Consider the following 23,672-nt stretch of genomic DNA (forward strand, 5'->3'; position numbering starts at 1 on the left):
CAAATTACGATTTGCAACTGCCTCCTTTAATAACAACGGTTTCAGAATCAATATATTCTACATGTATACCAAACAAAATTTTAAATGTCTGCAGCACATCTTCAAAGGATTCATTGTCGTAACTAGCAGTTAGCTTGCATCTTCGGAATTGGTTATCCTCTATACGAATCTTCTTACGATAACGTATTTCTACATCTTTAATTACCTGATCCATCAATGTTTTTTCAAAAATTAATTTTCTTGTTCTCCAAGAGGAAAAATTAGGGTTATAACTCCTTGTTTTTGATAATGCGCCATCTGGCGATGCTGATATTTTATCACCCGCTTCTAAAATTTTCTTCCCATTCTCAGAAGAAAACTCTACCCGACCGCTCAACAAAATTAATTCTGTCTCTCTTGTTACAGGGTCACCTTTTAGGTTAAAAGAAGTTCCTAATACCTTTGTTATGGTTTCATTACAGCTAATTAAAAAAGGTTTATCTAAATCTTTGGTCACATCAAAAAATGCTTCTCCTTTTAATGTTACTTTTCTCTCTTTATTATTAAAACCTTTGCTATATATTAATTGACTTCCTTTATTTAACCACACATTTGTAGCATCAGGAAGTACAAATTTATTCTCTTTACCATTTTTTGCTACCAGTAAAACTTCTTCGTTCATATTGAAGAAAAAATAAGTTGCTAATCCTAGAAGTATTACTACTGAGGCTGCAATCTTAAAAAAAACATTTTTTGATCTCTTCTTCTCTTGCTGCCTGATTTTTGTAGTATCCAGAAATTTGTCCCATTGCTGATCAATATCAACACTATCAAAAACATTAGTTTTTGAAGCTGCCTCCCAAACAGCTGTATACTTTTCAAAATCTAATTTATTAGACTCAGAAAGGTGAATCCAATGCTCAACATATCTCCGTTCTTCACTATTTACCTCATTTTGAAGGTAGCTTGTAATAAGTGGAATAATATGATCTTCTTCTTCAGGATTCATATATAATGTTATAATTAGAGGCTAAAAATAGTAAATAATTGAGTATACTACTATAATTGAAATGGTTCTCCTAATATTAGCGATTAAAAACTTTAAATTTTTCTCATTAATTAAATACATCTTATCGCTTACAAAACAATCCTATTAACCCATAATTTATGAATTGTTTCATAATAGAGCTTATTATCAGTAGATTGTGCAATCCAATTTTCCATATGAGTAGTTTCTGTTTCTGTTGTATTTCCTGATAAATATTTAATCAAAAAATGATCAATCATATTTTCTTTTATAATACACATCTTAATAGGTTTTTAAATTAATAAAATATTTCCAACTTCTTTATTTTTATATTGAACTCGTCTTACATATCGGTTTTTAATCAAAAAATTCAGATTTAGTTCTATAATAAAGTGATTTTTTTTTAGCATAGTCATAGCTATTAAAAAAAAAGAGTAAAACGCAAAAATTAATAATCAATCAAAAACTACTTACATAGCATCTATTTCAATCTCTGTTATCTGATATCCTGCAAAAACTCCAAAACCATTTTCTCCTTCAATATTTGTGGGAGCGATAATAGGTTCAAAAAAAGGATCTCCATCATTATAGTCATTGAAAAAGTCTGCTCTCAATGCATCATACAATATTTGTTCATTATTCGTTATTTTTAAATTAATCTTGGGTGTTTCGGACACTGGATTGCTTAATATTGTAAAAAATCCTTCCAAAGCAATAATGGCATTTTCTCTATTACTATCAGTCGCAAAGTGTTCAAAATCGAAATCCAGATCACGTACAGAAATACCATCATCTATAAAATTGTGAGTTATAGTTCCTCCGGTTATATAGAAATTCCTTTCATCTTTTATATCTTCAATTTTCAAATTCAATATTCTACGCCCAAACTCGCCTCCTCCAGGCTCATCTTTAATATCACTTTCAATATTTTGCACCTTATTAACAGGTATCATACAAGATGATTTGTATTCGTTACCATCTACCATAGCTGTCAAAAAATATGTATTTCCTGCTAGAATTGGTAAATCATTGGCTGGAGCTTCATAACTAAACGATACACTTGAATACGTCAATGAGACCTCATTATCATTTTCGTCTTTGATAACAACTATTGCGTTTTTGATTGCTAAATCTTCAATGGTTGTTTCTCTGGAATCTGCTCTTGACTTTGATTTTGATATTTGAACTTTTAATAAGGTATCTTGTGGGGATAAATAACCATTAATTACAACAAGTTGTTGCTGATCCAACAAATCACTGGCATCTATATTTGTTTCACAATTAGAACATACAATACTGAGTGTCATCAGTACTAAAAAATTAAAATATCTCATTTGTTGTTTTTTCAAAGTTTTTTTGGATAATCCTAATAATACTGGCTTCATGATCTAGAATTTATAGCTATAATTAATAGAAGGAATGAATTGTAATATTGATATTTTTTTGAGTTTGGAGTCGTCAAAAAAATAAAAGAATGGGTTTTTTCGTCCATAAATATTATATACAGAAAATGCCCAGGTGCGTTCTCTTAATTTACTGAATTTTTTGTGAAATTGTATTCCTAAATCCAACCGATGATAGTTTTCTCCTCTAAAATTATTACGTTCCGTCGTAAAAGAGGTAGTTCCTCCGCTAGAAGATAAGGGAAAAGAAATTGGAAAATTATTGGCATTCGAGATCGTTTCTTTATCTGGTAGATTAAAATTATTACCGGTAGAGAAAACCCAGGAACCTGATAGTGTAATTCGGTCGTTTGGTTTATAAATACCTACTAATGAAAGATCATGTCTTCGATCATACCGTGAAAAGAATTTTCTACCACGATTAAGTTCTTCAAATTTCCTTTCTGACCAGGATAAAGTGTATCCCATCCATCCGGTAAGTTTTCCATACTTCTTTCTTAATAACAATTCGGCTCCATAAGCCCATCCTTCTCCTGTGGTAATATTTTCTTCCCAGTCTACCTCCTGCCCCGTGCCTAAATCTGATAACAATAAGAACGAAGCGCCTTCTTTGTACGCTATGACATCATCCATCTTCTTATAATACCCTTCTAAGGTAATGGAATACCCGGTATCCAAAAAGTCTTTTGCTACTCCAAGAGCATATTGCTGAGACATTTGGGGTTTTAATCGATCTGTTGAAGAAACCCATAAATCTGTAGGTAATCCAATCCCTGAATTAGAAAGCAGGTGAATGTATTGGTTCATTTTTGCGTATGATGTTTTTAAGGCTAAATCAGGTTTTATGTTCCAGGACAATGTAGCACGAGGTTCAAAATTGAAATAACTTTTAGTTTTGAACTGAAAATGAGTAAATCGTATACCCGGTGAAAAACTCAATGAACTATTTATATTCCAGTTATCTTCTATATAGGCTGCACTCTCTACTGATTCTATTTTTTGTTTGATATCTGTATTGTTTTCACCTGTTATTCGAACTTTTGACTGTTGGGGTACAAAATTATGATATGTGGATGCTACCCCAAAACGTATTGAATGTTGTGGATTAGGATAATAATCAAAATCAGCTTTGATCCCATAATCATCAATGCCTGAACTTAGCTTAAATAAAAAACGTTCATCATCAAATTTCTCTTCTTGTTCTGCTCCAAAATTATAGTTACTAAAAATTAAGGATGTATTAGAAAAAAACTTATCATTAAATTGATGATTCCATCTCAAGGTAGAGGTTATATTACCCCAAAACAATCTGGTTTTAAAATCATCTCCTTCCTCAAACTCTTCGCTTCCGGTAAATTTATCCTGACCAAAGTAATTACTCCAATACAATTTATTTTTCTCATTAAATATATGATGTACTTTAAAATTAAGATCTGTAAAGTAGTAGCCTGCTTTAAAATCTGATGGCTGAAATGGTATTGTTAATAAATCTGCATATGTCCTGCGCCCGCTAAAAATAAATGATGTTTTTCCTTTATTTATAGGGCCTTCAAAAAGCAGTGAAGAAGATATCAATCCTATACTGGCTTTTCCGCTAAACCGTTCTTTATTACCATTTTTCATATCTATTTTGAGGACTGATGATAATCTACCTCCGAATCTCGCAGGGAATCCTCCTTTATAAGTTTCGATAGATTGTATGGCATCCCCATTAAATACAGAAAAGATCCCAAACAAATGATTTGAATTATATACTGGGGCTTCATCCAGAATGATTAGGTTTTGATCCGGTGTACCTCCTCGAACAAAAAAACCGGCACTTCCTTCATTTCCTCTTTGTATTCCCGGCATTAATTGTAGCGCCTTTATAACATCTTTCTCTCCCAAAATGGCAGGAATGTCATTTATCTCAGAGGGCTTCATAGTCACCACACTCATTTGAGTAACCTGACTTTCGTTTACTCCTTTATTAGCATCAATAATCACTTCATCTAGAGCCTCGAGATCAAGTTCTAATGTATGGTTAAGTACTATATCGCTTTGCAAGTCTAATTGCTTTCTGATTGTTTGATACCCTATATAAGAAATGACTACTTCATAAGTACCTTCTTCTAAGGTCAATGAATAAAACCCATAATCATTGGTGGTAGTACCTACTTTTTTTTCTGGTATGTAAATAGATACTGTAGGAAGGTATTCCTGACTGCCTGTTTCTTTTATATAACCACTTATTGTATGTTTGGTTTCAGATGTATTGTTAATAGGTTTCTGACCATACATTTTTAAGGTTCCGTGAAGGATCATCCAACAAATGATTAGCAAGTTTTTTCTGTTCATTTTATAGTTTTATAACTCTAAGACGAACATCTATAGCTATACACGTAAAAGATTATAAAAAAAATTTGGGAATCAACAATATTAAAATCAATGTTACCATGGATTTTATTTTTTTAAGTGCATTGCTTATATGAGTCTCTACAGTACGTTTACTAATTTGTAATTCGTCTGCTATCTCTTGATTTGTCATTCCGTTTAGCCTACTTAGCTTAAAAATTTTTTGATTTTGATCCGGAAGGGATTTAATCGCTTCGTGGATTTTGACATATAACTCAGCACGTTGTAGCATCGGATCTTCATCATCAATATTATTCAAAGAAGATACTATCTGTAGTTGATCTTTGTGTTTCTTATGAATGTTATTGGTTTTTATATAGTCAAAACAACGATTTCTTATAGAAGTATATAAAAACGCTTTTAGGGAAGTATGGATCTCTATTGTACTGCGCTTCTCGTATAATTTTAGAAAGATATCCTGAGTAAGATCCTGAGCTATATCAATATCAGAAATATATGAATGTGCATACGCAACTAATGGCTTAAAATATTTTTTGAATATCAATTCAAAAACTTGTGAATTACCATTTTTAATTTCTTTTATTATATGTTGATCGTTCAGAGCTGTGTGAAATTTATCCCAAAATTAGTTAACAAAAATAAAACTATTTTATTATCTCAATAAACGAAAAACTTTCAACGATGTTACAATACAGCTTGTATTTATACTTTTACGGCATACATTTTCTCCCGTAATTCTTTTATTTTAGTGTCACTCATATATTCATCAAAGGTTGTGTAACGATCTATAACACCATTTGGTGTTAACTCTATGACACGATTAGCTACTGTCTGAGCAAATTCGTGATCATGAGTAGTAAAAAGTACGGTACCTTTAAAATTTTTAAGGGAATTATTAAAAGCGGTAATAGATTCGAGATCCAAGTGATTTGTTGGCTCATCCAGCATTAGCACATTGGCTCTTGTCATCATCATTCTGGATAACATACACCTAACCTTTTCTCCTCCGGAAAGAACATTTGATTTTTTTAAGGCCTCTTCGCCGCTAAAGATCATTTTACCTAGAAAACCTCTAAGAAATACTTCTTCGCGTTCTTCTTCTGTTGTTGCCCATTGTCGCAACCAATCAACCAGTGATAAATCGTTTTGAAAATATTCGCTATTATCCGCTGGTAAATACGATTGTGTTGTTGTAATACCCCAGGAGAATTCTCCGGCATCTGCCTTTAGTTTATCATTCAATATTTGATAAAAGGTAGTTGTAGCACGAGAATCTTTAGAGAATACGACTACTTTATCACCTTTGGCCAGGTTTACATTAATTTTCTTAAATAATACTTCTCCTTCTGCAGTGGCACCAAGTCCTTCTACGTTAAGAATCTGATCTCCGGCTTCTCTATCTCTTTCAAAAATGATTGCAGGATATCGACGACTAGAAGGTTTTATATCTTCTATATTCAATTTTTCAATCATCTTTTTACGAGAAGTAGCTTGTTTCGATTTTGCTACGTTGGCACTAAATCGAGCAATAAACTCTTGCAATTCTTTCTTTTTCTCTTCGGCTTTTTTATTCTGCTGTGCTCTTTGTCTTGCGGCTAATTGCGAAGATTCATACCAGAATGTATAGTTACCGCTATAATTATTGATTTTTCCAAAATCAATATCAGAGATATGTGTACAAACCGAGTCTAAAAAGTGCCGGTCATGAGATACTACAATCACTGTATTATCGTAGTTTGCTAAGAAGTGTTCTAGCCAGGAGATTGTTTCATAATCCAAATCATTGGTTGGTTCATCCATAATTAACACATCAGGATTACCAAATAAACATTGTGCCAATAACACTCGCACACGTTGTTTTGTATCCAAATCTGACATATTAATATGATGCAGCCCTTCTTTAATCCCCAAGTTAGATAACATAGTCGCTGCATCACTATCAGCATTCCAACCATTCATCTCTTCAAATTGTACCTGAAGCTCTCCGATTTTTTCTGCGTTCTCATCTGTATAATCAGCATACAACGCATCTATTTCTGATTTTATTTTATATAAAACTTTATTACCCATAATGACTGTCTCCAGCACAGTATACGTATCATAAGCATAATGATTCTGTTCTAAAACAGACATCCGTTTACTTGGTTCTAAATGCACATGTCCTGATGTAGGTTCAGAAGCTCCAGAAAGAATCTTTAAAAAAGTAGACTTTCCAGCTCCGTTTGCTCCAATAATACCATAGCAGTTACCTTGTGTAAAATTAGTATTTACTTCGTCAAACAACACGCGCTTTCCGAATTGGACTGAAAGATTAGAAACTGATAACATACCTTATATATTGTAATAGTTAAATTTTCGGCAAAAGTAGAAAAATCGTTTTACAACAAGAAACATTTCAATATGAATTTAAACATTGCTTTTTACATTAAATTTATATTAAATAATCTTCTGCATTATAATTTTATCTTCAAGTATATGGTTAAAATTATGTTAACGTAATTAGTTGATTTTTACTTTTTTTTGTTTTGTACCTAACAAAAAGAGAGACAAATATTCAAATATTATCAATTCTTTAACAAAATATTTTTTTAATAAATTAATAATTAATCACAATACAAAGTAAGTTATTGAGAATATATTAGACAAAATACCCAAACAATGAGAATTGTTTAATCACTACTAGAAATATGGCCAAATATCTTAAAGTAGAATACTTCTTAACATTAAGCACAAATTTTTAATTTAAAAAATCGTCTAGAATGAAAACTTTAAAAAACATATCATTATCCCTGCTTTTACTGTCCTTTCTCACATTTATGTCCTGTAATAAGGATGAGGTTGCAGAAGAATCTATTGCTCCTACTTCTGCCAGTATTGTGGATGAAGAAGAAGAAATTGACAAATCATCTCCTGGAAATTTTGTTGGAGCCGTATATGCAATGTCTAATGGTGATGGGCAAATATCAGGAAATGTTCAAGGTGCTAATTCTATTGTTGCTTATGGTCGAGCCGATGACGGGCAGCTAACAAAAATTGGAAATTTTCCTACTGGAGGAAATGGAGGAGACTATGATGGTGGCGAAGGGTTAGATCCATTAATCTCTGCCTATGCAGCAACCAAAACAGACGATAATAAGAATCTTTTGGTTGTTAACGCCGGTAGTAATACGATTACATCCTTCAGAATTTTGAATGACTATTCGCTAAAAAGAATAGGTTCTCCCGTTTCTACTGGTGCAATTGGCCCTAATAGTATCGCCTATACCCCTGCAAAAAATAAGGCTTTACTATATAGAGGAATTAAAGGAATTGTATATGTTTCAAACATAACACGTCCTGAGTTTTTAGAACAAGGAGAGCCTGCTCAGCAAGGAACCATTACAGGATATTACTTATTTAAGAAAGGATACCTAATCCCGATACCTGGCTCTACAAGGTATCTTGCAAATAGACCTTCTGCTGTTCAATTTTCTCCGGATGGAAGATTCTTAGCTGTAACATCTATTAATTCCGGATCTTCTGCCTTGGCATCCAGAAGTCAAGGAGAGCTTGTTGTTTACAGAGCCTTCAGAAATGGACGTGTAACAAGAAGACCTGTATCTGCTGCTACTTCTACCCTACGAGGAAATAGTGAAGGAAGAAATTTACCTTCTGCTATTGGATTTCAAATTGTAGGAGATAATTATGTAGTAGTAACAGAAGCACGCGAATTCCAATCAGATGGAACACCTCCTGCTTTTCCAGCATTACAGGACGGATCAGTATCTACCTGGAAAATTTCCAGAAGCGGAAGATTAATTCCTATCAATCTTGATGTACGAAGTGGAGAAAATAATACCGGAAGAACCGCTTGCTGGTTAGACTTTACTGCTGATGGAAATACATTTTTTGTATCAAATGCTATTGAAGCAGGTTTAGCTTCTTTTAGTTTTAATGACGGACAAATTAGTCTTCTAAATCAAACAGCAGCACAGGGTACAGGAACACTAGGTGCCACTACCGGACCAGAAGCTTTTGCTAATACTGATGGCTGGATTGATTTATGGATTTCTGATGATGGACAATTCTTATATCAGTTATTTGGATTAGATGGCACGATAGGTGTTTACAAAATTAATGGACAATCCTTAGAATTTGTACAAGAAGTGACTGGAGATCTTCCTGATACAAATACGCAAGGAATTGTCGCAATATAGAACAGATTTAAAAAATATTAACTATATAGAATAAATAAAGGTTACACATTATCATTTTGATGTGTAACCTTATTACTGTGAACTCATCTTGAGTAGTCGTTTTCAACCGAAAAGTTTGGCTTTTGTACTATAATGAAGTAGTTTTTTTTGAGCATAGCCATAGCTACGATTAAAAAAACAACAAAATTAGCATGCAAAATGTAAATTTTGTAAGTCAAAGCAGTACTCAAGATGAGTTTTATATTAAAAAAAGATATTTTGGCAAGTAAAACAAGTAGTATTTACATTTAAGTAATGATAATGTAACCAGGCAGCCTATTTTTTTAGATATCTTCAAAATATTGACCAATAACAGATCTTAAAGAGCACACAATTAACATATTATTAACAAATTAAACAACTCTTTACTTTTACATTTGATTTATTACAGATAAAACAAAAGCACCCAAAATGTATTTCAAAAAGATAAAATATTTTATTTATATCTCGATTTTTTCGTTTTGTTTTTGTGGTTGTGAATCCACTCAAAAAATAGAACGTACTGATACATATTTTGGCGGAGAAATTATAAATCCAAATACAGATTATATTATCCTTTCAAGAGGTAATAATTATGGAGATACTATATACTTAGATAAACAAAATCGATTTGTATATAAAGTTGAAGATCTGGAAGAAGGTTTATATTCTTTCAGACACAAACCCGAAAATCAATTAGTCTTATTAGAGAAGGGAGATAGTATTTTGATTCGGTTAAACACCTTAGATTTTGATGAATCATTAGTTTTTACAGGAGATGGTGCGAGAAAAAATAATTTTCTTATTGACATGTTCTTACAAAATGAAATGGAGAGAGAAGATCTGCAAAAAAGAGATTTTAGGTTACCACCCGTACAATTCAAATTAAAACAAGATTCTTTATTAAACTTAAGATCAGAAAGGTATAACCGACTCATACATAAATATGATATAAGTGAACTTTCTAAAAAAATATGTAAATCTAGTTTTGAGTATGATTTCTATTCCAGATATGAAATCTACTATTATAGATATCAATATTATGGTCTCAACAATATTATTTCTTTTAAAGAGGTTCCTTCAACATTTTTTGACTATCAAAATGGCGTAGATTTTAATGATGATCATTTAAAAAGATTATATTCTTATAACAGATTTCTTAATCATTATTTTACCAATACAGCCTATAGTAAGTATTCTAATAAATTATCTTTTTCCAATAATATTGTAAATGAAACCATCTACAAATTAGATTTGATAGATAGCCTGATACGGAACACCTATATAAAGAACAATCTATTGAGAGGAATAACTACTAATTTTATTTTGGATAATAAAAATGACTATTCCTCAAAAAAAGTATTAAATCACTATCTTTCGAGAAGCAATAATAAGAAATTCCAGAAGGAGCTTGTAAAACTAGCAAGAGCTACTTCGAGGCTTAAGCCACAAAACAAAATACCGGATCAGGAACTGATTTCATCTTCTGGAGAAACCACTACATTATCTGCTCTCTTTGAAAAACCAATCACGGCTTTATATTTTTGGTCAATAGACAGAAAGGATCATTATATAAAAGCGCATAAAAAGACTTCTTATCTGAGTACCATTTATCCAGAAATTGATTTTATTGCCATAAATACGGATGATAGCCAGACATCTAGTTGGTTAAAAACAATAAAAAGGCATCATTTTAATCTTGATAATGAATATGAATTTAAGTTCCCGAAATGTTCTTCAGAAGAACTTGTTATCTATTATTCTAACAAGGTAATACTGGTAGATAGTGCAGGTAAAATAATCAATCCGAATGCCGATTTATTTTCACCAAATTTCGAAAAAAAATTAATTAGTTATACCAAATTAGCCACTTTAGAAAAGCAAAAAACTGCTCTTGATTAAGAACAGTTTTTATAGGTATGATTGTATATTCTTACTTAAGAACTAATTTCCTTTCTTATAGTCTTCCAGAAACTTTGCTAACCCAATATCGGTCAATGGATGTTTTAATAAACCTTCTATTGACGAAAGCGGTCCTGTCATCACATCTGCACCGATTTTTGCACAATCAATTACGTGCATTGTATGCCTTACAGAAGCTGCCAGAATTTGTGTTTCAAAACCATAGTTATCATATACTAGTCTAATTTCTGCAATTAAATTAAGCCCATCTGTAGAAATATCATCCAGTCTGCCTATAAATGGCGAAACATAGGTCGCTCCAGCTTTTGCAGCCAACAGCGCCTGCCCAACAGAAAAAACAAGCGTACAATTAGTTTTAATATTATTATCACTAAAATACTTTATTGCCTTTACCCCTTCTTTTATCATAGGTACTTTGACAATGATCTGGTCATGAAGTTTTGCCAATTCTTCTCCTTCTTTTACCATTCCATCAAAATCCGTAGAAATTACTTCTGCGCTTACATCACCTGTTACAATATCACATATTTTCTTATAATGATTTATGATATTTTCTTTTCCTGTGATACCCTCTTTAGCCATCAATGACGGATTAGTGGTAACTCCATCAAGTACACCCAGATCTTGTGCTTCTTTAATTTGATCAAGATTAGCGGTATCAATAAAAAACTTCATAGTAGTATATTTAGATTTATTATTTATTCTTATTAGGTTACGAATATAAAAATTATCATAACCGTGTCATATAATCTTTTCATTTATTCCAAAAAATAAATCATAATTTATAATGATTCATCAACAGCCGTTCATACATCTTATCTGGTAAAATTCGTTTTAACACTATAGAAAACTTTTGCATAAACTCACCTACCTTATAATGTACTCTTGGATCGTTACCTTTGATAATTTCAAATATAACTTTTGCCATCTCTTCCGGATCCTTGCCTTCATCTACATGTGCATCCATTAATTCCAAGGTTTTTTTGTAAGGCTTCTCATATGGAGAACCTTTTATTACGGGCGCGTGATATCTTCCGGCAGCAATATTGGTTGCAAAATCTCCGGGAGCCACATTTGTCATCATTATATTAGCGCTTTTTAACTCCATCCTCCATGCCTCTGTTGTCATTTCTAAAGCTGCCTTGGAAGCACTATAAATACCTCTAAATGGCAATCCCATATATCCTGCTATAGAAGTAATGTTTATAACCATACCTCCTCCTTGTTTTCTCATCAATGGCAATACAGCTTTTGTAACATTAATAGGTCCAAAATAATTTGTAGTAAAATTTCTTAGTATTTCTTCTTCTGGTATTTCTTCAATTGGTCCTGTAATTCCAGCTCCTGCATTATTTATAAGGATATCTAATCTTCCATGTTTTTCTTCAATAAAAGTGACTGCTGCTTGTATCCCTTTTGTATCTGCGACATCTAATGCTAAAAGGGTAAAGATCTTAAAATCCGAAAAGCGAGCTGGATTTCTGCTAGTACCATATACTATATACCCTTTATTTACGAGAAATACACCTATTGATTTTCCTATTCCAGAAGATCCTCCGGTAATTAAAACTACCTTAGAATTTTGATTTGTGCTCATGCCACAAATATACAGTATGATTTATGAATTTAAGCGTAAGATTTTCCAAATTTCAGACCGTAGATAAGGACGAAAAATGCGGATACAAAAAAAGGCAAGCTACCTACATCACACTGCTACAACCGTCTACCTTTGCTGCGTTCCCGCCCTGGAGGATTCAACAGGAGCTAGTTGTGTAGGACTTGCCGGGTGCAAAGATACAATCTTTAGTAAATAAAACAATGATTTTTTAAACCCAATTAAAATAAATATCTTGCTCTAAATTCTAATTTCATTATGAATAACCGTAACCTATTTGTTGTCATCATTTTATGTTCCCTTGTTTTTTCTTGTGGAAGCAATTCTGACTCGAAAAAAAAGTATTTTTCGATTAAAACAGATAACAATAAGACCAAATTTAAGATTGGAGAGACTCTAAAAGCGACTATTGTTAATACTAAAAACATCAAAATTGATTCTGTTTCGTTTTTCTTAAGTGATAAAAGTACCGGCACCTCTTCTCAGCCAGTTTATCAAGAAAAAATTGATACAGAAAGGTTAGGAAAACACCTATTAAAAGCTATTGTATATTATGATGGTAAAAAAGAAGATGTTTATAAAAAAATCACGTTTCTCAACAATATTGCTCCCAAGCTGTATACCTATAAAATTATAGCAGAACATCCTCATGATTCTGAAGCCTTCACGCAAGGGTTAGAATTTGTAGGAGATACGCTATATGAAAGTACTGGTAAGAATGGTGCATCCACGTTAAGAAAAACTAATTATAAAACTGGAGAGGTATTGAACAAAAAGGAAGTTGCAAAAGAATATTTTGCTGAAGGCATCACGATTCTCAATCAGAAAGTTTTTCAATTAACCTGGCAAGCAGAAGAAGGGTTTATCTACGATCTTAATAGCTTTGAAAAAACCGGAAATTTTGCATATAATAAAAGTAAAGAAGGTTGGGGATTATGCAATGATGGTGAAAACATCTATAAAAGTGACGGAACAGAAAAAATCTGGATTTTAGACCCAGAAACATTGGCAGAAAAAAGCTACATAGAAATCACAACACATAAGAGTGTAAAATCAAAATTCAACGAACTCGAATGGATTGATGGAAAAATTTATGCAAATACATGGCAAAAAGATGGAATAGCCATTATTAATCCGAAAAATGGAGCGCTTGAAGCTGTAATTGATATGTCCGGACTAAGAGAAAAAGTTACTCAACATGATAATCTGGACGTACTGAATGGTATTGCTTATAAGAAAAACAGTAATCAACTTTTTGTAACTGGCAAAAACTGGGATAAACTTTTTGAAATTGAGGTGCTCAAGAAGTAGTTTTAAGAAAACACTAATCATATGAACTTACCAAAATTTTAAAATCAAATCCTTCTGTATAGAGTGAATTTTGCAACAACATAATATACACTTCGTTATTATAGACAGATAATAAACCGTACCTTTGCTGCTTATTTTTTATTTATATGAACAAATTTGAAGCGTTAGGCCTCGGTGAAGCCATTATAAAGGCTGTGGATGAAATGGGATTCGAAACCCCTAGTGAAGTACAAGAAAAGGCTATCCCTATTTTACTTGATGAAGACACTGACATTGTTGCATTAGCACAAACAGGAACTGGAAAAACTGCAGCTTTTGGTTTTCCTTTAATTGAAAAAGTAGATAGTGCCAGTAGGATCACACAAGGGCTAATATTATCTCCCACTCGTGAGCTTTGTCTGCAAATTACAAATGAATTAAAAAATTATTCTAAGTTCATCCCCGGGCTACGCACAGTAGCTATTTATGGAGGTGCCAGTATCTTTGATCAATCTAAAGAAATAAAACGTGGAGCTCAAATCATTGTTGCTACTCCAGGTCGTATGCAGGATATGATCAATCGCAAAATGGTTGATATTTCTAATATCGGATATTGTATATTAGATGAAGCTGATGAAATGCTTAATATGGGGTTCTATGAAGATATTAACGCTATCCTATCCCATACTCCTAAGGAAAAAAGCACGTGGTTATTCTCTGCTACCATGCCTAGAGAAGTTTCTACAATTGCAAAACGTTTTATGCATGACCCTGTAGAAATTACCGTAGGTCATAAGAATACAGGATCAGAAAACGTATCCCATGAATATTATGTTGTAAACTCCAGAGATCGATATGCCGCACTAAAAAGGTTATCTGATGCGAATCCTGATATCTTTTCTGTTATCTTTTGTCGTACAAAAAGAGATACTCAAAAAGTTGCAGAAAGTTTGATTGAGGATGGATATAATGCTGCTGCTCTACACGGAGATTTAAGCCAGAATCAGCGTGACTTGGTCATGAAAAGTTTTAGAAACCGTCAAATCCAAATGTTGGTTGCAACAGATGTGGCAGCTCGTGGAATTGATGTAAATGATATTACTCACGTAATTAATTACCAATTACCTGATGAGATCGAAACCTATACACATAGAAGTGGAAGAACTGGTCGGGCAGGAAAAAATGGGGTTTCTATGGTTATTGTTTCTAAGAGTGAACTTAGAAAAATTAAGACTGTAGAGCGAATCATTAAAAAGAAATTTGAAGAAAAAGAAATCCCTAGTGGTGAAGAAATCTGTCAGGTACAATTATTTCATCTGGCTAATGATATTGCAAAATCCGAAATAAATCACGAAATTGACAGTTATCTGCCATCTATTAATGAAGTCTTAACTGATTTTACTAAAGAAGAATTGATTAAAAAATTCTTTTCTGTTGAGTTTTCCCGCTTTCATAATTATTATAAGAAAGCAAAGGATCTTGCAGTAAATACAGGAGATAACAGAAGTGATTCCAGAAGTAGAGACGGTAGTACTCGTTATTTTATCAATATAGGAGAAAAAGATGGTTTTGACTGGATGACCTTAAAAGACTTTCTTAAAGAAACACTGGATTTAGGAAGAGATGCTGTAAGCCGTGTAGATGTAAAAGAAAGTTTTTCTTTTTTTAATACCGATTCAGAACATCAAGATAATATTCTCTCTATTTTTGAAGATTTTAACTTAGAAGGAAGAAAGGTAAATGTAGAAGTTTCTAAGGATTCGGGGAACAATAGAGGTGGTAGACGTCGTAGAGATAGTAGTGGTGGCGGTTTTAAAGGAAAACGAAGAAGTGAAGGGTTTAAACCCAGAGGTAAAGGTCGCAGAGATGGTGAAGACAGAGATGATAGATCTGGTGGTGGAGGCAGAAGAGACAGAAGAAAACGTAGTGATAGAAGATAGGTTTTTATCTTTTCATAACTACTAGTGTAATTTTTGGCTCGATTTTTATGTCATGTTCTTATAAAGTAATCGTCCTATTTATTATAGTAGTTAGTATAAAATCATTACAAAACATATACAATTGAAAAGAATATTATTTTACATCACACTCATGCTGATAAGTATTTCCTCTTATGCTCAGGAAATAATTCCTGAAGTTATAACGGGAAAGGTTTTGAATGCGGCGAATGATCAAAAGTTACAAAATGTACATATTGTAAATCTCAGCCAGGTAGTAGGGACTATAACAGGAAAAGATGGTAATTTTGAAATACGTGCTAATGTAAGTGATACACTTTATTTCACCTATATAGGGTACAAACCACTTAAGGTAAGAGTTACTAATGACTGGAAAAAATTTGGTGATGTAAAAATAAAAATGACAGAACTGGGGATCGCACTTGAGGAAGTTGTAGTAGCAGACGTTCAGCTTACCGGATATCTGGAAATTGATGCTAAGCGAATTCCGATATACAATAATTACCGATATAGCATATCCGGATTAAATTCTGGATATGAAGGAGGTAGTAACCAACCAGGTGCTGTAAACAAAGTATTGGGAGCAATTTTTAATCCTGCTGATTTTTTATATAATATTTTTGGTAAGCGCTCTAAAGAGTTGCGTAAGCTACGTAAAATGAAGAAAGATGATGAAATCAGAAACCTTCTGGAAACAAAATTCGACAGAGCAACATTGATGGCGTTGCTACAGGTAGAACGTCTGGATATTGATGAAATATTAAGAAATTGTAATTATTCTTCTGATTTTATAAAGTTTGCAAATGATCTGCAAATTATGGATGCCATCAGTGAATGTTATGAGGAATATAAGGTTCTAGACAGAAAATAATATCCTCTTTATTTTATATTGCCAGAAGATCAATTCTCAGAATGTAAAGCAATTCGGTTGCCTTCTGTATCCAGAAAGTATCCCATATAGCCGTGGGTATCCGAAATTTGCTTTTTATCAGAAAGTACTTTCCCACCGGCAGTTTCTACCCTGCTAATTTCATTTGCCAAATCATCACAAGAAAAATAAATCAAAACACCATTAGAACCAGGAGCGTAATACTCCTCTGCATCAACGAGAGATCCAGTCGCTAATCCTGACTGGTTCTTATTAGGAAACCATCCCATCTGCACATCATCCATCTTTTGTAAGCTTATTTCTATATCAAAGACTTTTTCATAAAACGTCTTTGCTCGCTCCATATCGGTAACGGGAATTTCGAACCAGGTAATCATATGATATATCTATCTTGACGGTTATACATTTTAATAAAACAAACTGCTCCAGTAAAAATACTAAATAAATACCAATTCACCTTACGCAAAAATAGTTTCGATTTTTGTTGGTATACGGCTTACAAATAAATCAACTTCATATTTTTTCATACAATACTATTGACAATCTCCATTTTTATTCTTAACAATTATAGACTCGGCTTGTTTAACTGATGATTTTACAACCCTTCGAGGGATCCAAACTCAATCTGAAGCAACTGCTGCAAATTCTCAAAACTATGACCACAAATATAATCTGGATATATTCATCTCTTTCATTACTTCACTCATTGCAATTTCTATGGTTGTAATAGCTGCATAATACGATTTATAACTAAAAATTTCGCATATTCATCGTTTCTTTTTCCTTTCTACTTCGTTTAAAAAATAAACCGTAGCTATAGCTATGCTTGATTTTTTTGCCTTGCATAAAGAAAAAATAATTCAATGAATTTATACGAATTTTTTAATCACAAATCGCATAAGTAATTAAAAGACTGTCACAAATATTCTTATGATATATAGTTACTTTAATCTTAGATTTTATGTACCCATAGATTGCAAAAGAAACCTCATCTGATTAAATTTCAACTCATTTTCGTTAAAACTAAAAAGTTAGGATGAGTTCAGTAAAATAAAACAACAAATGGTACAAATTCTCTATGAATTATAAGGTGACTATTGCTTATATGCAACAATCATTACATAATGCAGAAATGCAAAATTAAGTGGTCGTTGTTCTTTTTTGAAATATATCGTGAACCTCAGATGGATATTGAATAGTTGATTTATTAGTTTTAAAACCAGTTTTGACCTGATTAAAAAACGTTTTTATTTTATTGGTAGGAGTGATTTTTTTACTCATGACGAATCTGTTTTTAGGGATTAAAACGCTTAGTCTCATTCAAATATAATGATTTTAAACTAAAAAAACCGATGTAACCACAGTAATATCACACATTTAAACCACTGTTTTTAAACAAATTATAAAAATCACCCATTCAATTACTAATAACTATAAACTCACTCCTTCGGTTTAGTTGATGCTCCTGTTTATTACATTTCACCCCATTTCCGCATTTATTTATTAATACCGTTTCGCCATATCCCTTGCTTTTTACTCTGGATGAATCTACCCCTTTACTGATAATATAATTTGCCGTAGAAGTAGCTCTTTTTGTAGATAATTTTAGATTATATGCGTCACTTCCTCTACTATCTGTATGTGATCCTATTTCGATCTGTAAAGAAGTATATTTTTTCATAAATTCTACTATCTTATTCAGTTCTTCTGCTGTCTTTCCTAAAATCAAGGCTTTATTAGACGCAAAATATATTGGTTTTAATGCTAACAGCTTGGCAAGATCTACTCCTTTTTCTGGAGCTAAACTTTCTAATTGTAACTCTTCTGATAAATCCGTTACTTCTCTGGTAGTTCGCAACATTTTGGACAAAGGATTATAATTTTCTTTGTTGACTATAATCTCATAATTCTTATTATTACAGTCCACTTCAAAACTAAAAGCTCCAGAAGTATCCGTTATACTGTAATAAAGTAATTCTTTGTTTTCATCTCTTATTTCTATCACTGCATCCTTTATTATTTCACCAGTTCTTTTATCTTTAAGAATCACTTTAATTTTCCCCATGCAGTCGGTAATAAGTGGTTTAACTTCCTGGAAACTATAAATATCGTCATCTCCTCTACCACCGGGTCGATTCGATGCAAAATACCCTTTGCGGGTCGTATCATTAATTACAAATGTGACGTCATCAGAAGTACTATTCACCGGCTTGCCAACATTATAGACTTTCACATCCGTAGTATCCTTCAGGTTACTGGCAAAAATATCTAATCCTCCTAATCCCAAATGACCATCTGATGAAAAATACAAGAATCCATTAGTGCTTATAAAAGGAAAGGTATCTCTTCCTTCGGTATTTATAGCTGAACCCAAATTTTTGGGAATCCCAAAAGTTCCATTTTCGAGAATATCTACTACATAAATATCAGACATTCCATACCCCCCTGGCATATCAGAAACGAAATAAAGTTTTGATTCATCTGCATTTAAAACAGGGTGTGCTACAGAATAATGATCATTATTAAATGGTAAATCTTCTAGATCAGACCAGGTAAACTTATCATTTAGGCGTGCTCTAAATATTCTTAATCTGTTTATTCCTGTAGAATCTTTATTGATTTTAGGTTTTATAATATTATTTCGTGTAAAGTACACTGTTACTCCATCTTTTGAAAAAAAGGAAGTAGACTCATTAAACCTTGAATTAAGTTCTTTTGAAAACTCCAGAGGAAATGAAATCCCTGTTGAATCATTCATAATACCGCTAAACAAATTGAGATAAGGCTGTTCTGTCCATTTATTCTTTCTCGATATAGATTTTCTCACTTTTCTCGATGAAGAAAATACTAATTGATCCTTATATATCGATGGTGCAAAATCTGTATATGCTGAGTTTTTTGATAAATTTTTAATTTCATATCTTCCTGATTGTAACTCAATATCATCCAGGTAATCTGGATTATTGATTAAATATTTCACTCTGGAATCATTGGGAATTGCCTCATTAACTTTTTTTATTAATTGATCTGCTTTATCATATTCTTTTAAAAACTTATAGGATTGTGCAGCTCTAAAATAGTATTCTATATCAAAGTTATTAATTGAATCTCCCTGTTTTTCGAGCTTGTTTTTATTTTCTATCATTCGCTCATACCACCTTGCTGCATTTTCTAAATCTGCATTAAAATAGTAGGCATCTGCCAATTTTTGATAAACTTCCAGACTGCCTTCTCCATTTTTAATAATTGATTTATACCCGTCAATAGCATCTCTATAAGCAAGATTATTAAAATTTTTATTCGCATTCTTTAGTAGTGTCTCCTGTGCAAAAACAGATATTACGGGTATCCATAAAAGAACAAATAGTAGCTTATTAAAATTTATTTTCATGTTGATTTATTATGTTTTAGAAAAATCTTGGATACATGACACGCTCATTTTTTTTGAATATTTCATACCGAAGAAAAAATTCATAAGACCCTGCGTTAAACTCTGTATTTCCTAAAGCAGAAGTTTCCCAATCATAAGCAAATCCAAACATTAAGCCTTCAGAAACCTGAAACCCTACTAATGCACTCAAGGCAGCACTCCACCTATAAGCAGCACCGAAGGTAAGCTTGTCATATAACAAAAAATTTGCGGATGCGTCTAATTGTAATGGTGAACCAGAAACGACTTTACCTAAAATTGCGGGTTTAAATTGTAATGATTCATTGATCATAAAAACATATCCTCCCATCACATAATAATTAATCCTCTCTGCCGCTAAGAATGAAGAAGCTGTATCATCACTAGAAGATTCATTAAAATGTTTCGTTTCTAATAAGTTTGGTGCGGAAATCCCAATATATCCCTTTTCTGTATGGTAATAAGCTCCAATCCCTACATTAGGAGAAAACTTTCTATCAATATTCGCATCTAATAATATATCCGCATTGGTGTATTGGTTTAGTCTGTCAAAATTAACATCTAATAAATGTCCTCCTGCCTTTATTCCTAATGCCAGCTGGCTTCCTTCTGAAATATCCAAAATATATGAAAAATCAATATCAAAATATGTTTCTTGTGTAGGTCCAATTTTGTCATTAACCATAGAAAACCCTAAACCTACTTTATTAGATGGTCCTATAGGCGTATGTATGTTTAGAGTTTGTGTGACAGGCGCTCCTCCTATTCCTACCCATTGATTTCTATACAAACCTGTAATACTTATGGCATCTCTAGATCCTGCATATGCAGGATTGACACTAATGGTATTATACATATACTGTGTATATTGAGCATCTTGCTGAGCACATATCTCTCCAGAAACCTGTACCAATAAAATAACCATCAAAACATATTTTTTTGGTATATTAATAATTGTATTTTGTAATATTGAAAATATCTGTATTGTATTTTTCAACTGAAATTATTTATCTGTTAATATATAGGTAATTTGATCTTTTCTTAGTTTCTCCACTTTCGACTATATAAGTAAGGATATAGAAATAGGTACCTACGGGTAGTTGTTTATCCTGCTTAACAGTTACTCTTCCTTTGGATTCTCCTCTAAAAAATTCTCCTTGCTGTCCATACCCTTTTGCTTCATAAACCAGCACTCCCCATCTATTAAATATCTTTAATTCATTGTCAGGGAATTTTTCAATGTTTCCGATTGTTAACACATCGTGATAACCATCTCCATTGGGTGTTACTACATTAAACACTTCAATATCATCTTCTGCATTCGGATCAGAGTTATTAGGCTCCAGATAATCAGGAGTTCCATCTCCATCAGAATCAAATGCATCATCAGATACACCATCTCCATTGGGATCCGGGTTTTCATCTTCTGTCAAAAGACCATCATTATCATCATCCACATCCTGAAAATCATCAATTCCGTCTCCATCAGAATCTTGCAGGTCATAATTAACTTCTCCTGTGTCCGGATCATCTTGTACTCCATCCGGAATTCCGTCATTTCCATATGGACCATCAATAGTGCCATCTCCATCAGAGTCCATTCCATCATGTCCTGCTTCGATATAATCAAAAATTCCATCACCATCAGCATCCAGATCCAGACTGTCTATTATGCCGTCATTATCAGTGTCTAATAATGCATCCCCATTTTGCTCTTCTATATCGGTAATACCATCATTATCATCGTCTAAGTCATCTAGATTTGGTATTCCATCGCCATCAGAATCAAAATAGCTTATGGTAGGATCATCGAAATCACCATCATTATCGTTATCTACATTTGCTGGATCATCAGGATCATCAGAATCTTCAGTAATTAAGGTGTTTCCATTAGGTAGTAAGGCATTTACTATTGCTGTATTTACAACGGATTCATTTGTAACATCCTCCTGAGTAATGATATGTCCGCCTGTAATTGTAAACGATTCATTAGGAGCTAAAACAGCTATACTATTAGCGCTTGTAAAATCCACTATCGGATCTAGTATCACTATATCAGACAGGGTTACATTTCCTGTATTTACTATCACAATAGTATATAACAAAACATCACCAATCCCCATATATGTATTTTCATCAACCTCCTTCGTTATATCCAATGTTGCGATTTGGACTACATTAGTAATGGTAGTATCATCGGGATCTCCATCTCCGTTCATATCAATGTTATCAGGGTTATTGGGATCATCTGACAAATCCAAAATTAACTCACCATTCGTATCTTCTGCTTCTACTATGGCTGTATTTCTTACCGCTCCATTGTCTATATCTTCTTGAGTGATCCTATGAGAAGCCGTTACTAAAACTATTTCTCCAGGGTCGAGTACTGAAACATTAGATGGTATGACACTACCAGCATCTGCGTTGGTATCTCTAATTACCACATTGGTTAAGGTTACATTTCCTGTATTAGTTAGTGTCAAAGAATAAGTAATTAATTCTCCTACCTCGTCCCATAAACCATCTGGAGCTGGAGCTGCTGATTTAAGTAAGCTCAGGGACGGGTTCTGATCTAATTGTACTACTGTAGGATCATTGGGCAACGAGGTATTAGGATCATCAGAAATAGCTGAAATTTTAATTCCGCACGGATCTATCCCGACTACCTCGGCAGTATTAATAACCATTCCGTTGTCCAGATCCGACTGTGTTATGCTATGAGTGACCGTGATCGTTACTGAGCTATTTGCACTTAAAATCGGAATATTGGAAATACTAATAGAATCAGCATTATCATCTGTAACAATTAAGTCTCTAAGATCAACTTCTTTTGTGTTTTGAATAATAATTTCATAATTAATTACTTCTCCAACAGTATCATATGCAGCATCTATCGGTACAAATGCTTCTTTAGTCACGATCAATTCAGGTCTTGGAGAAACTGCAACAGTCAACATAAACTGATTTCCCTGACAACCATCATTTGTAAATGGAGTAATCATATATATTACCTCTTCTACATTTTCTGTATTATTTACAATAGTATCAGGAATTATAGTTCCCATTCCATTAACAGCTCCAATAATATTTGAGTTTGGAACAACTATCCACTGGAATGTAATATCTGGCAAACTAATTTCATTTGCCAAATTATACCCTAAAACTACATCACTACAAATAGTTGTGCTTATATCAGGAATTATTAAGGTTGAAGTAACATCAATATTATATGTAAATGTATAAATGGCAGCATTGCCTCCACAATCAGTATAAGTAAAGGTATATATTTTTTGTCCATCACAAATGGGGTCTTCATTTTCTGTAATTACAGGAATAATAGTATTCCCACAAACGTCTACAACTACTGGCGCTACGGGCTGAACCGCTTCTGATATATTTCCAACAGTCGTAACATCATTTGGAGGAACAATAGGAGGTGTTGTCGCTTCTACCGTGATGGTTTGTACTAAATCTGTGGTTAATCCACCGCAATCGGTTAAGGTATAGGTACGTGTGACTATATAGGCATCTCCATTACAACCACTTCCACCATTATTGGTATCTGCTACAGTAACGCTTACAGGATTCAAGCAGTTATCGGATTCATCTG

The 23,672-nt window shown here is 32.9% G+C and carries 18 protein-coding genes and 1 other RNA gene; 5 read left to right on the top strand and 14 right to left on the bottom strand.

The annotated features are described in order from the left end of the window. Window positions 1-4: 4 nt before the first annotated feature. The 6 genes from F0000_RS21110 to F0000_RS21130 all read right to left on the bottom strand — a co-directional run bounded on the left by F0000_RS21110 (window position 5) and on the right by F0000_RS21130 (window position 7,092). Window positions 5-988 carry a FecR family protein gene (locus F0000_RS21110; RefSeq protein WP_149626708.1) on the bottom strand — a complete coding sequence of 328 codons (984 nt, stop codon included), beginning with the start codon at window positions 986-988 and terminating at the stop codon, window positions 5-7. Between the two features lie 128 nt (window positions 989-1,116). Further along, window positions 1,117-1,287 (bottom strand): hypothetical protein, encoded by a 171-nt coding sequence (locus tag F0000_RS27885; RefSeq protein WP_188112210.1) that lies wholly within the window; start codon window positions 1,285-1,287, stop codon window positions 1,117-1,119. 189 nt (window positions 1,288-1,476) lie between these two features. Then, complete coding sequence (locus F0000_RS21115; protein WP_149626709.1) at window positions 1,477-2,391, bottom strand: DUF4249 family protein; 915 nt, start codon at window positions 2,389-2,391, stop codon at window positions 1,477-1,479. A 3-nt stretch (window positions 2,392-2,394) separates the two neighbouring features. Then, on the bottom strand, window positions 2,395-4,746 hold the full coding sequence (locus tag F0000_RS21120; protein WP_149626710.1) for a TonB-dependent receptor: 2,352 nt from the start codon (window positions 4,744-4,746) through the stop codon (window positions 2,395-2,397). A 52-nt stretch (window positions 4,747-4,798) separates the two neighbouring features. Continuing rightward, window positions 4,799-5,365 (bottom strand): RNA polymerase sigma-70 factor, encoded by a 567-nt coding sequence (locus F0000_RS21125; RefSeq protein WP_149626711.1) that lies wholly within the window; start codon window positions 5,363-5,365, stop codon window positions 4,799-4,801. A gap of 101 nt (window positions 5,366-5,466) precedes the next feature. Continuing rightward, complete coding sequence (locus tag F0000_RS21130; protein WP_149626712.1) at window positions 5,467-7,092, bottom strand: ABC-F family ATP-binding cassette domain-containing protein; 1,626 nt, start codon at window positions 7,090-7,092, stop codon at window positions 5,467-5,469. 431 nt (window positions 7,093-7,523) lie between these two features. Here F0000_RS21130 and F0000_RS21135 point away from each other — a divergent pair, with 431 nt between their 5' ends. Together F0000_RS21135 and F0000_RS21140 are read left to right on the top strand one after the other, a co-directional pair. After that, complete coding sequence (locus tag F0000_RS21135) at window positions 7,524-8,960, top strand: lactonase family protein (protein WP_149626713.1); 1,437 nt, start codon at window positions 7,524-7,526, stop codon at window positions 8,958-8,960. Between the two features lie 450 nt (window positions 8,961-9,410). After that, window positions 9,411-10,880, top strand: coding sequence for a hypothetical protein (locus tag F0000_RS21140; protein WP_149626714.1), 1,470 nt, complete (start codon window positions 9,411-9,413; stop codon window positions 10,878-10,880). A 42-nt stretch (window positions 10,881-10,922) separates the two neighbouring features. On the opposite strand, the gene fsa is transcribed toward F0000_RS21140, so the two are convergent. The 3 genes from fsa to ffs all read right to left on the bottom strand — a co-directional run bounded on the left by fsa (window position 10,923) and on the right by ffs (window position 12,686). Then, a complete protein-coding gene (fsa, locus tag F0000_RS21145) occupies window positions 10,923-11,576 on the bottom strand; it encodes a fructose-6-phosphate aldolase (protein WP_149626715.1) in 654 nt (217 codons plus the stop codon). 100 nt (window positions 11,577-11,676) lie between these two features. Continuing rightward, window positions 11,677-12,498, bottom strand: coding sequence for an SDR family oxidoreductase (locus F0000_RS21150; RefSeq protein WP_149626716.1), 822 nt, complete (start codon window positions 12,496-12,498; stop codon window positions 11,677-11,679). Window positions 12,499-12,587: 89 nt separating this feature from the next. Beyond that, window positions 12,588-12,686: signal recognition particle sRNA small type (gene ffs / locus F0000_RS21155), an RNA gene on the bottom strand. Between the two features lie 88 nt (window positions 12,687-12,774). Here ffs and F0000_RS21160 point away from each other — a divergent pair. The 3 genes from F0000_RS21160 (at window position 12,775) to F0000_RS21170 (ending at window position 16,635) form a co-directional block, all read left to right on the top strand. Beyond that, window positions 12,775-13,827 (top strand): glutaminyl-peptide cyclotransferase, encoded by a 1,053-nt coding sequence (locus F0000_RS21160; RefSeq protein WP_149626717.1) that lies wholly within the window; start codon window positions 12,775-12,777, stop codon window positions 13,825-13,827. 146 nt (window positions 13,828-13,973) lie between these two features. After that, window positions 13,974-15,746, top strand: coding sequence for a DEAD/DEAH box helicase (locus F0000_RS21165; RefSeq protein WP_149626718.1), 1,773 nt, complete (start codon window positions 13,974-13,976; stop codon window positions 15,744-15,746). Window positions 15,747-15,867: 121 nt separating this feature from the next. Further along, a complete protein-coding gene (locus F0000_RS21170) occupies window positions 15,868-16,635 on the top strand; it encodes a carboxypeptidase-like regulatory domain-containing protein (protein ID WP_255452833.1) in 768 nt (255 codons plus the stop codon). A 29-nt stretch (window positions 16,636-16,664) separates the two neighbouring features. On the opposite strand, the gene F0000_RS21175 is transcribed toward F0000_RS21170, so the two are convergent. The 5 genes from F0000_RS21175 to F0000_RS21190 form a co-directional block, all read right to left on the bottom strand. Continuing rightward, the gene (locus tag F0000_RS21175; protein ID WP_149626719.1) at window positions 16,665-17,030 is read right to left on the bottom strand and encodes a VOC family protein; all 366 of its coding nucleotides are present in this window, start codon (window positions 17,028-17,030) and stop codon (window positions 16,665-16,667) included. A 763-nt stretch (window positions 17,031-17,793) separates the two neighbouring features. Continuing rightward, the gene (locus F0000_RS27890; RefSeq protein ID WP_188112211.1) at window positions 17,794-17,934 is read right to left on the bottom strand and encodes a hypothetical protein; all 141 of its coding nucleotides are present in this window, start codon (window positions 17,932-17,934) and stop codon (window positions 17,794-17,796) included. Between the two features lie 136 nt (window positions 17,935-18,070). Further along, window positions 18,071-20,044, bottom strand: coding sequence for an OmpA family protein (locus F0000_RS21180; protein ID WP_149626720.1), 1,974 nt, complete (start codon window positions 20,042-20,044; stop codon window positions 18,071-18,073). A gap of 16 nt (window positions 20,045-20,060) precedes the next feature. Beyond that, entirely contained in the window at window positions 20,061-21,059 is a 999-nt protein-coding gene (locus F0000_RS21185; RefSeq protein WP_368668127.1) for a type IX secretion system membrane protein PorP/SprF, read from the bottom strand. 10 nt (window positions 21,060-21,069) lie between these two features. After that, a partial coding sequence (locus tag F0000_RS21190; protein ID WP_149626721.1) for a gliding motility-associated C-terminal domain-containing protein occupies window positions 21,070-23,672 on the bottom strand: 2,603 nt, incomplete at its 5' end.

The organism is Aquimarina sp. RZ0 (genome assembly GCF_008370685.1).
Lineage (GTDB): Bacteria > Bacteroidota > Bacteroidia > Flavobacteriales > Flavobacteriaceae > Aquimarina.

Excerpts from the sequence above, each read along its gene's own strand:
- F0000_RS21130 (WP_149626712.1), bottom strand. The coding sequence starts at position 7,092 with ATGTTATCAGTTTCTAATCTTTCAGTCCAATTCGGAAAGCGCGTGTTG.
- F0000_RS21175 (WP_149626719.1), bottom strand. The coding sequence starts at position 17,030 with ATGATTACCTGGTTCGAAATTCCCGTTACCGATATGGAGCGAGCAAAG.
- F0000_RS21150 (WP_149626716.1), bottom strand. The coding sequence starts at position 12,498 with ATGAGCACAAATCAAAATTCTAAGGTAGTTTTAATTACCGGAGGATCT.
- F0000_RS21135 (WP_149626713.1), top strand. The coding sequence starts at position 7,524 with ATGAAAACTTTAAAAAACATATCATTATCCCTGCTTTTACTGTCCTTT.
- F0000_RS21160 (WP_149626717.1), top strand. The coding sequence starts at position 12,775 with ATGAATAACCGTAACCTATTTGTTGTCATCATTTTATGTTCCCTTGTT.
- F0000_RS21140 (WP_149626714.1), top strand. The coding sequence starts at position 9,411 with ATGTATTTCAAAAAGATAAAATATTTTATTTATATCTCGATTTTTTCG.
- F0000_RS21180 (WP_149626720.1), bottom strand. The coding sequence starts at position 20,044 with ATGAAAATAAATTTTAATAAGCTACTATTTGTTCTTTTATGGATACCC.
- F0000_RS21115 (WP_149626709.1), bottom strand. The coding sequence starts at position 2,391 with ATGAAGCCAGTATTATTAGGATTATCCAAAAAAACTTTGAAAAAACAA.
- F0000_RS21165 (WP_149626718.1), top strand. The coding sequence starts at position 13,974 with ATGAACAAATTTGAAGCGTTAGGCCTCGGTGAAGCCATTATAAAGGCT.
- F0000_RS21110 (WP_149626708.1), bottom strand. The coding sequence starts at position 988 with ATGAATCCTGAAGAAGAAGATCATATTATTCCACTTATTACAAGCTAC.
- fsa (WP_149626715.1), bottom strand. The coding sequence starts at position 11,576 with ATGAAGTTTTTTATTGATACCGCTAATCTTGATCAAATTAAAGAAGCA.
- F0000_RS21120 (WP_149626710.1), bottom strand. The coding sequence starts at position 4,746 with ATGAACAGAAAAAACTTGCTAATCATTTGTTGGATGATCCTTCACGGA.
- F0000_RS27885 (WP_188112210.1), bottom strand. The coding sequence starts at position 1,287 with ATGTGTATTATAAAAGAAAATATGATTGATCATTTTTTGATTAAATAT.
- F0000_RS27890 (WP_188112211.1), bottom strand. The coding sequence starts at position 17,934 with ATGAGTAAAAAAATCACTCCTACCAATAAAATAAAAACGTTTTTTAAT.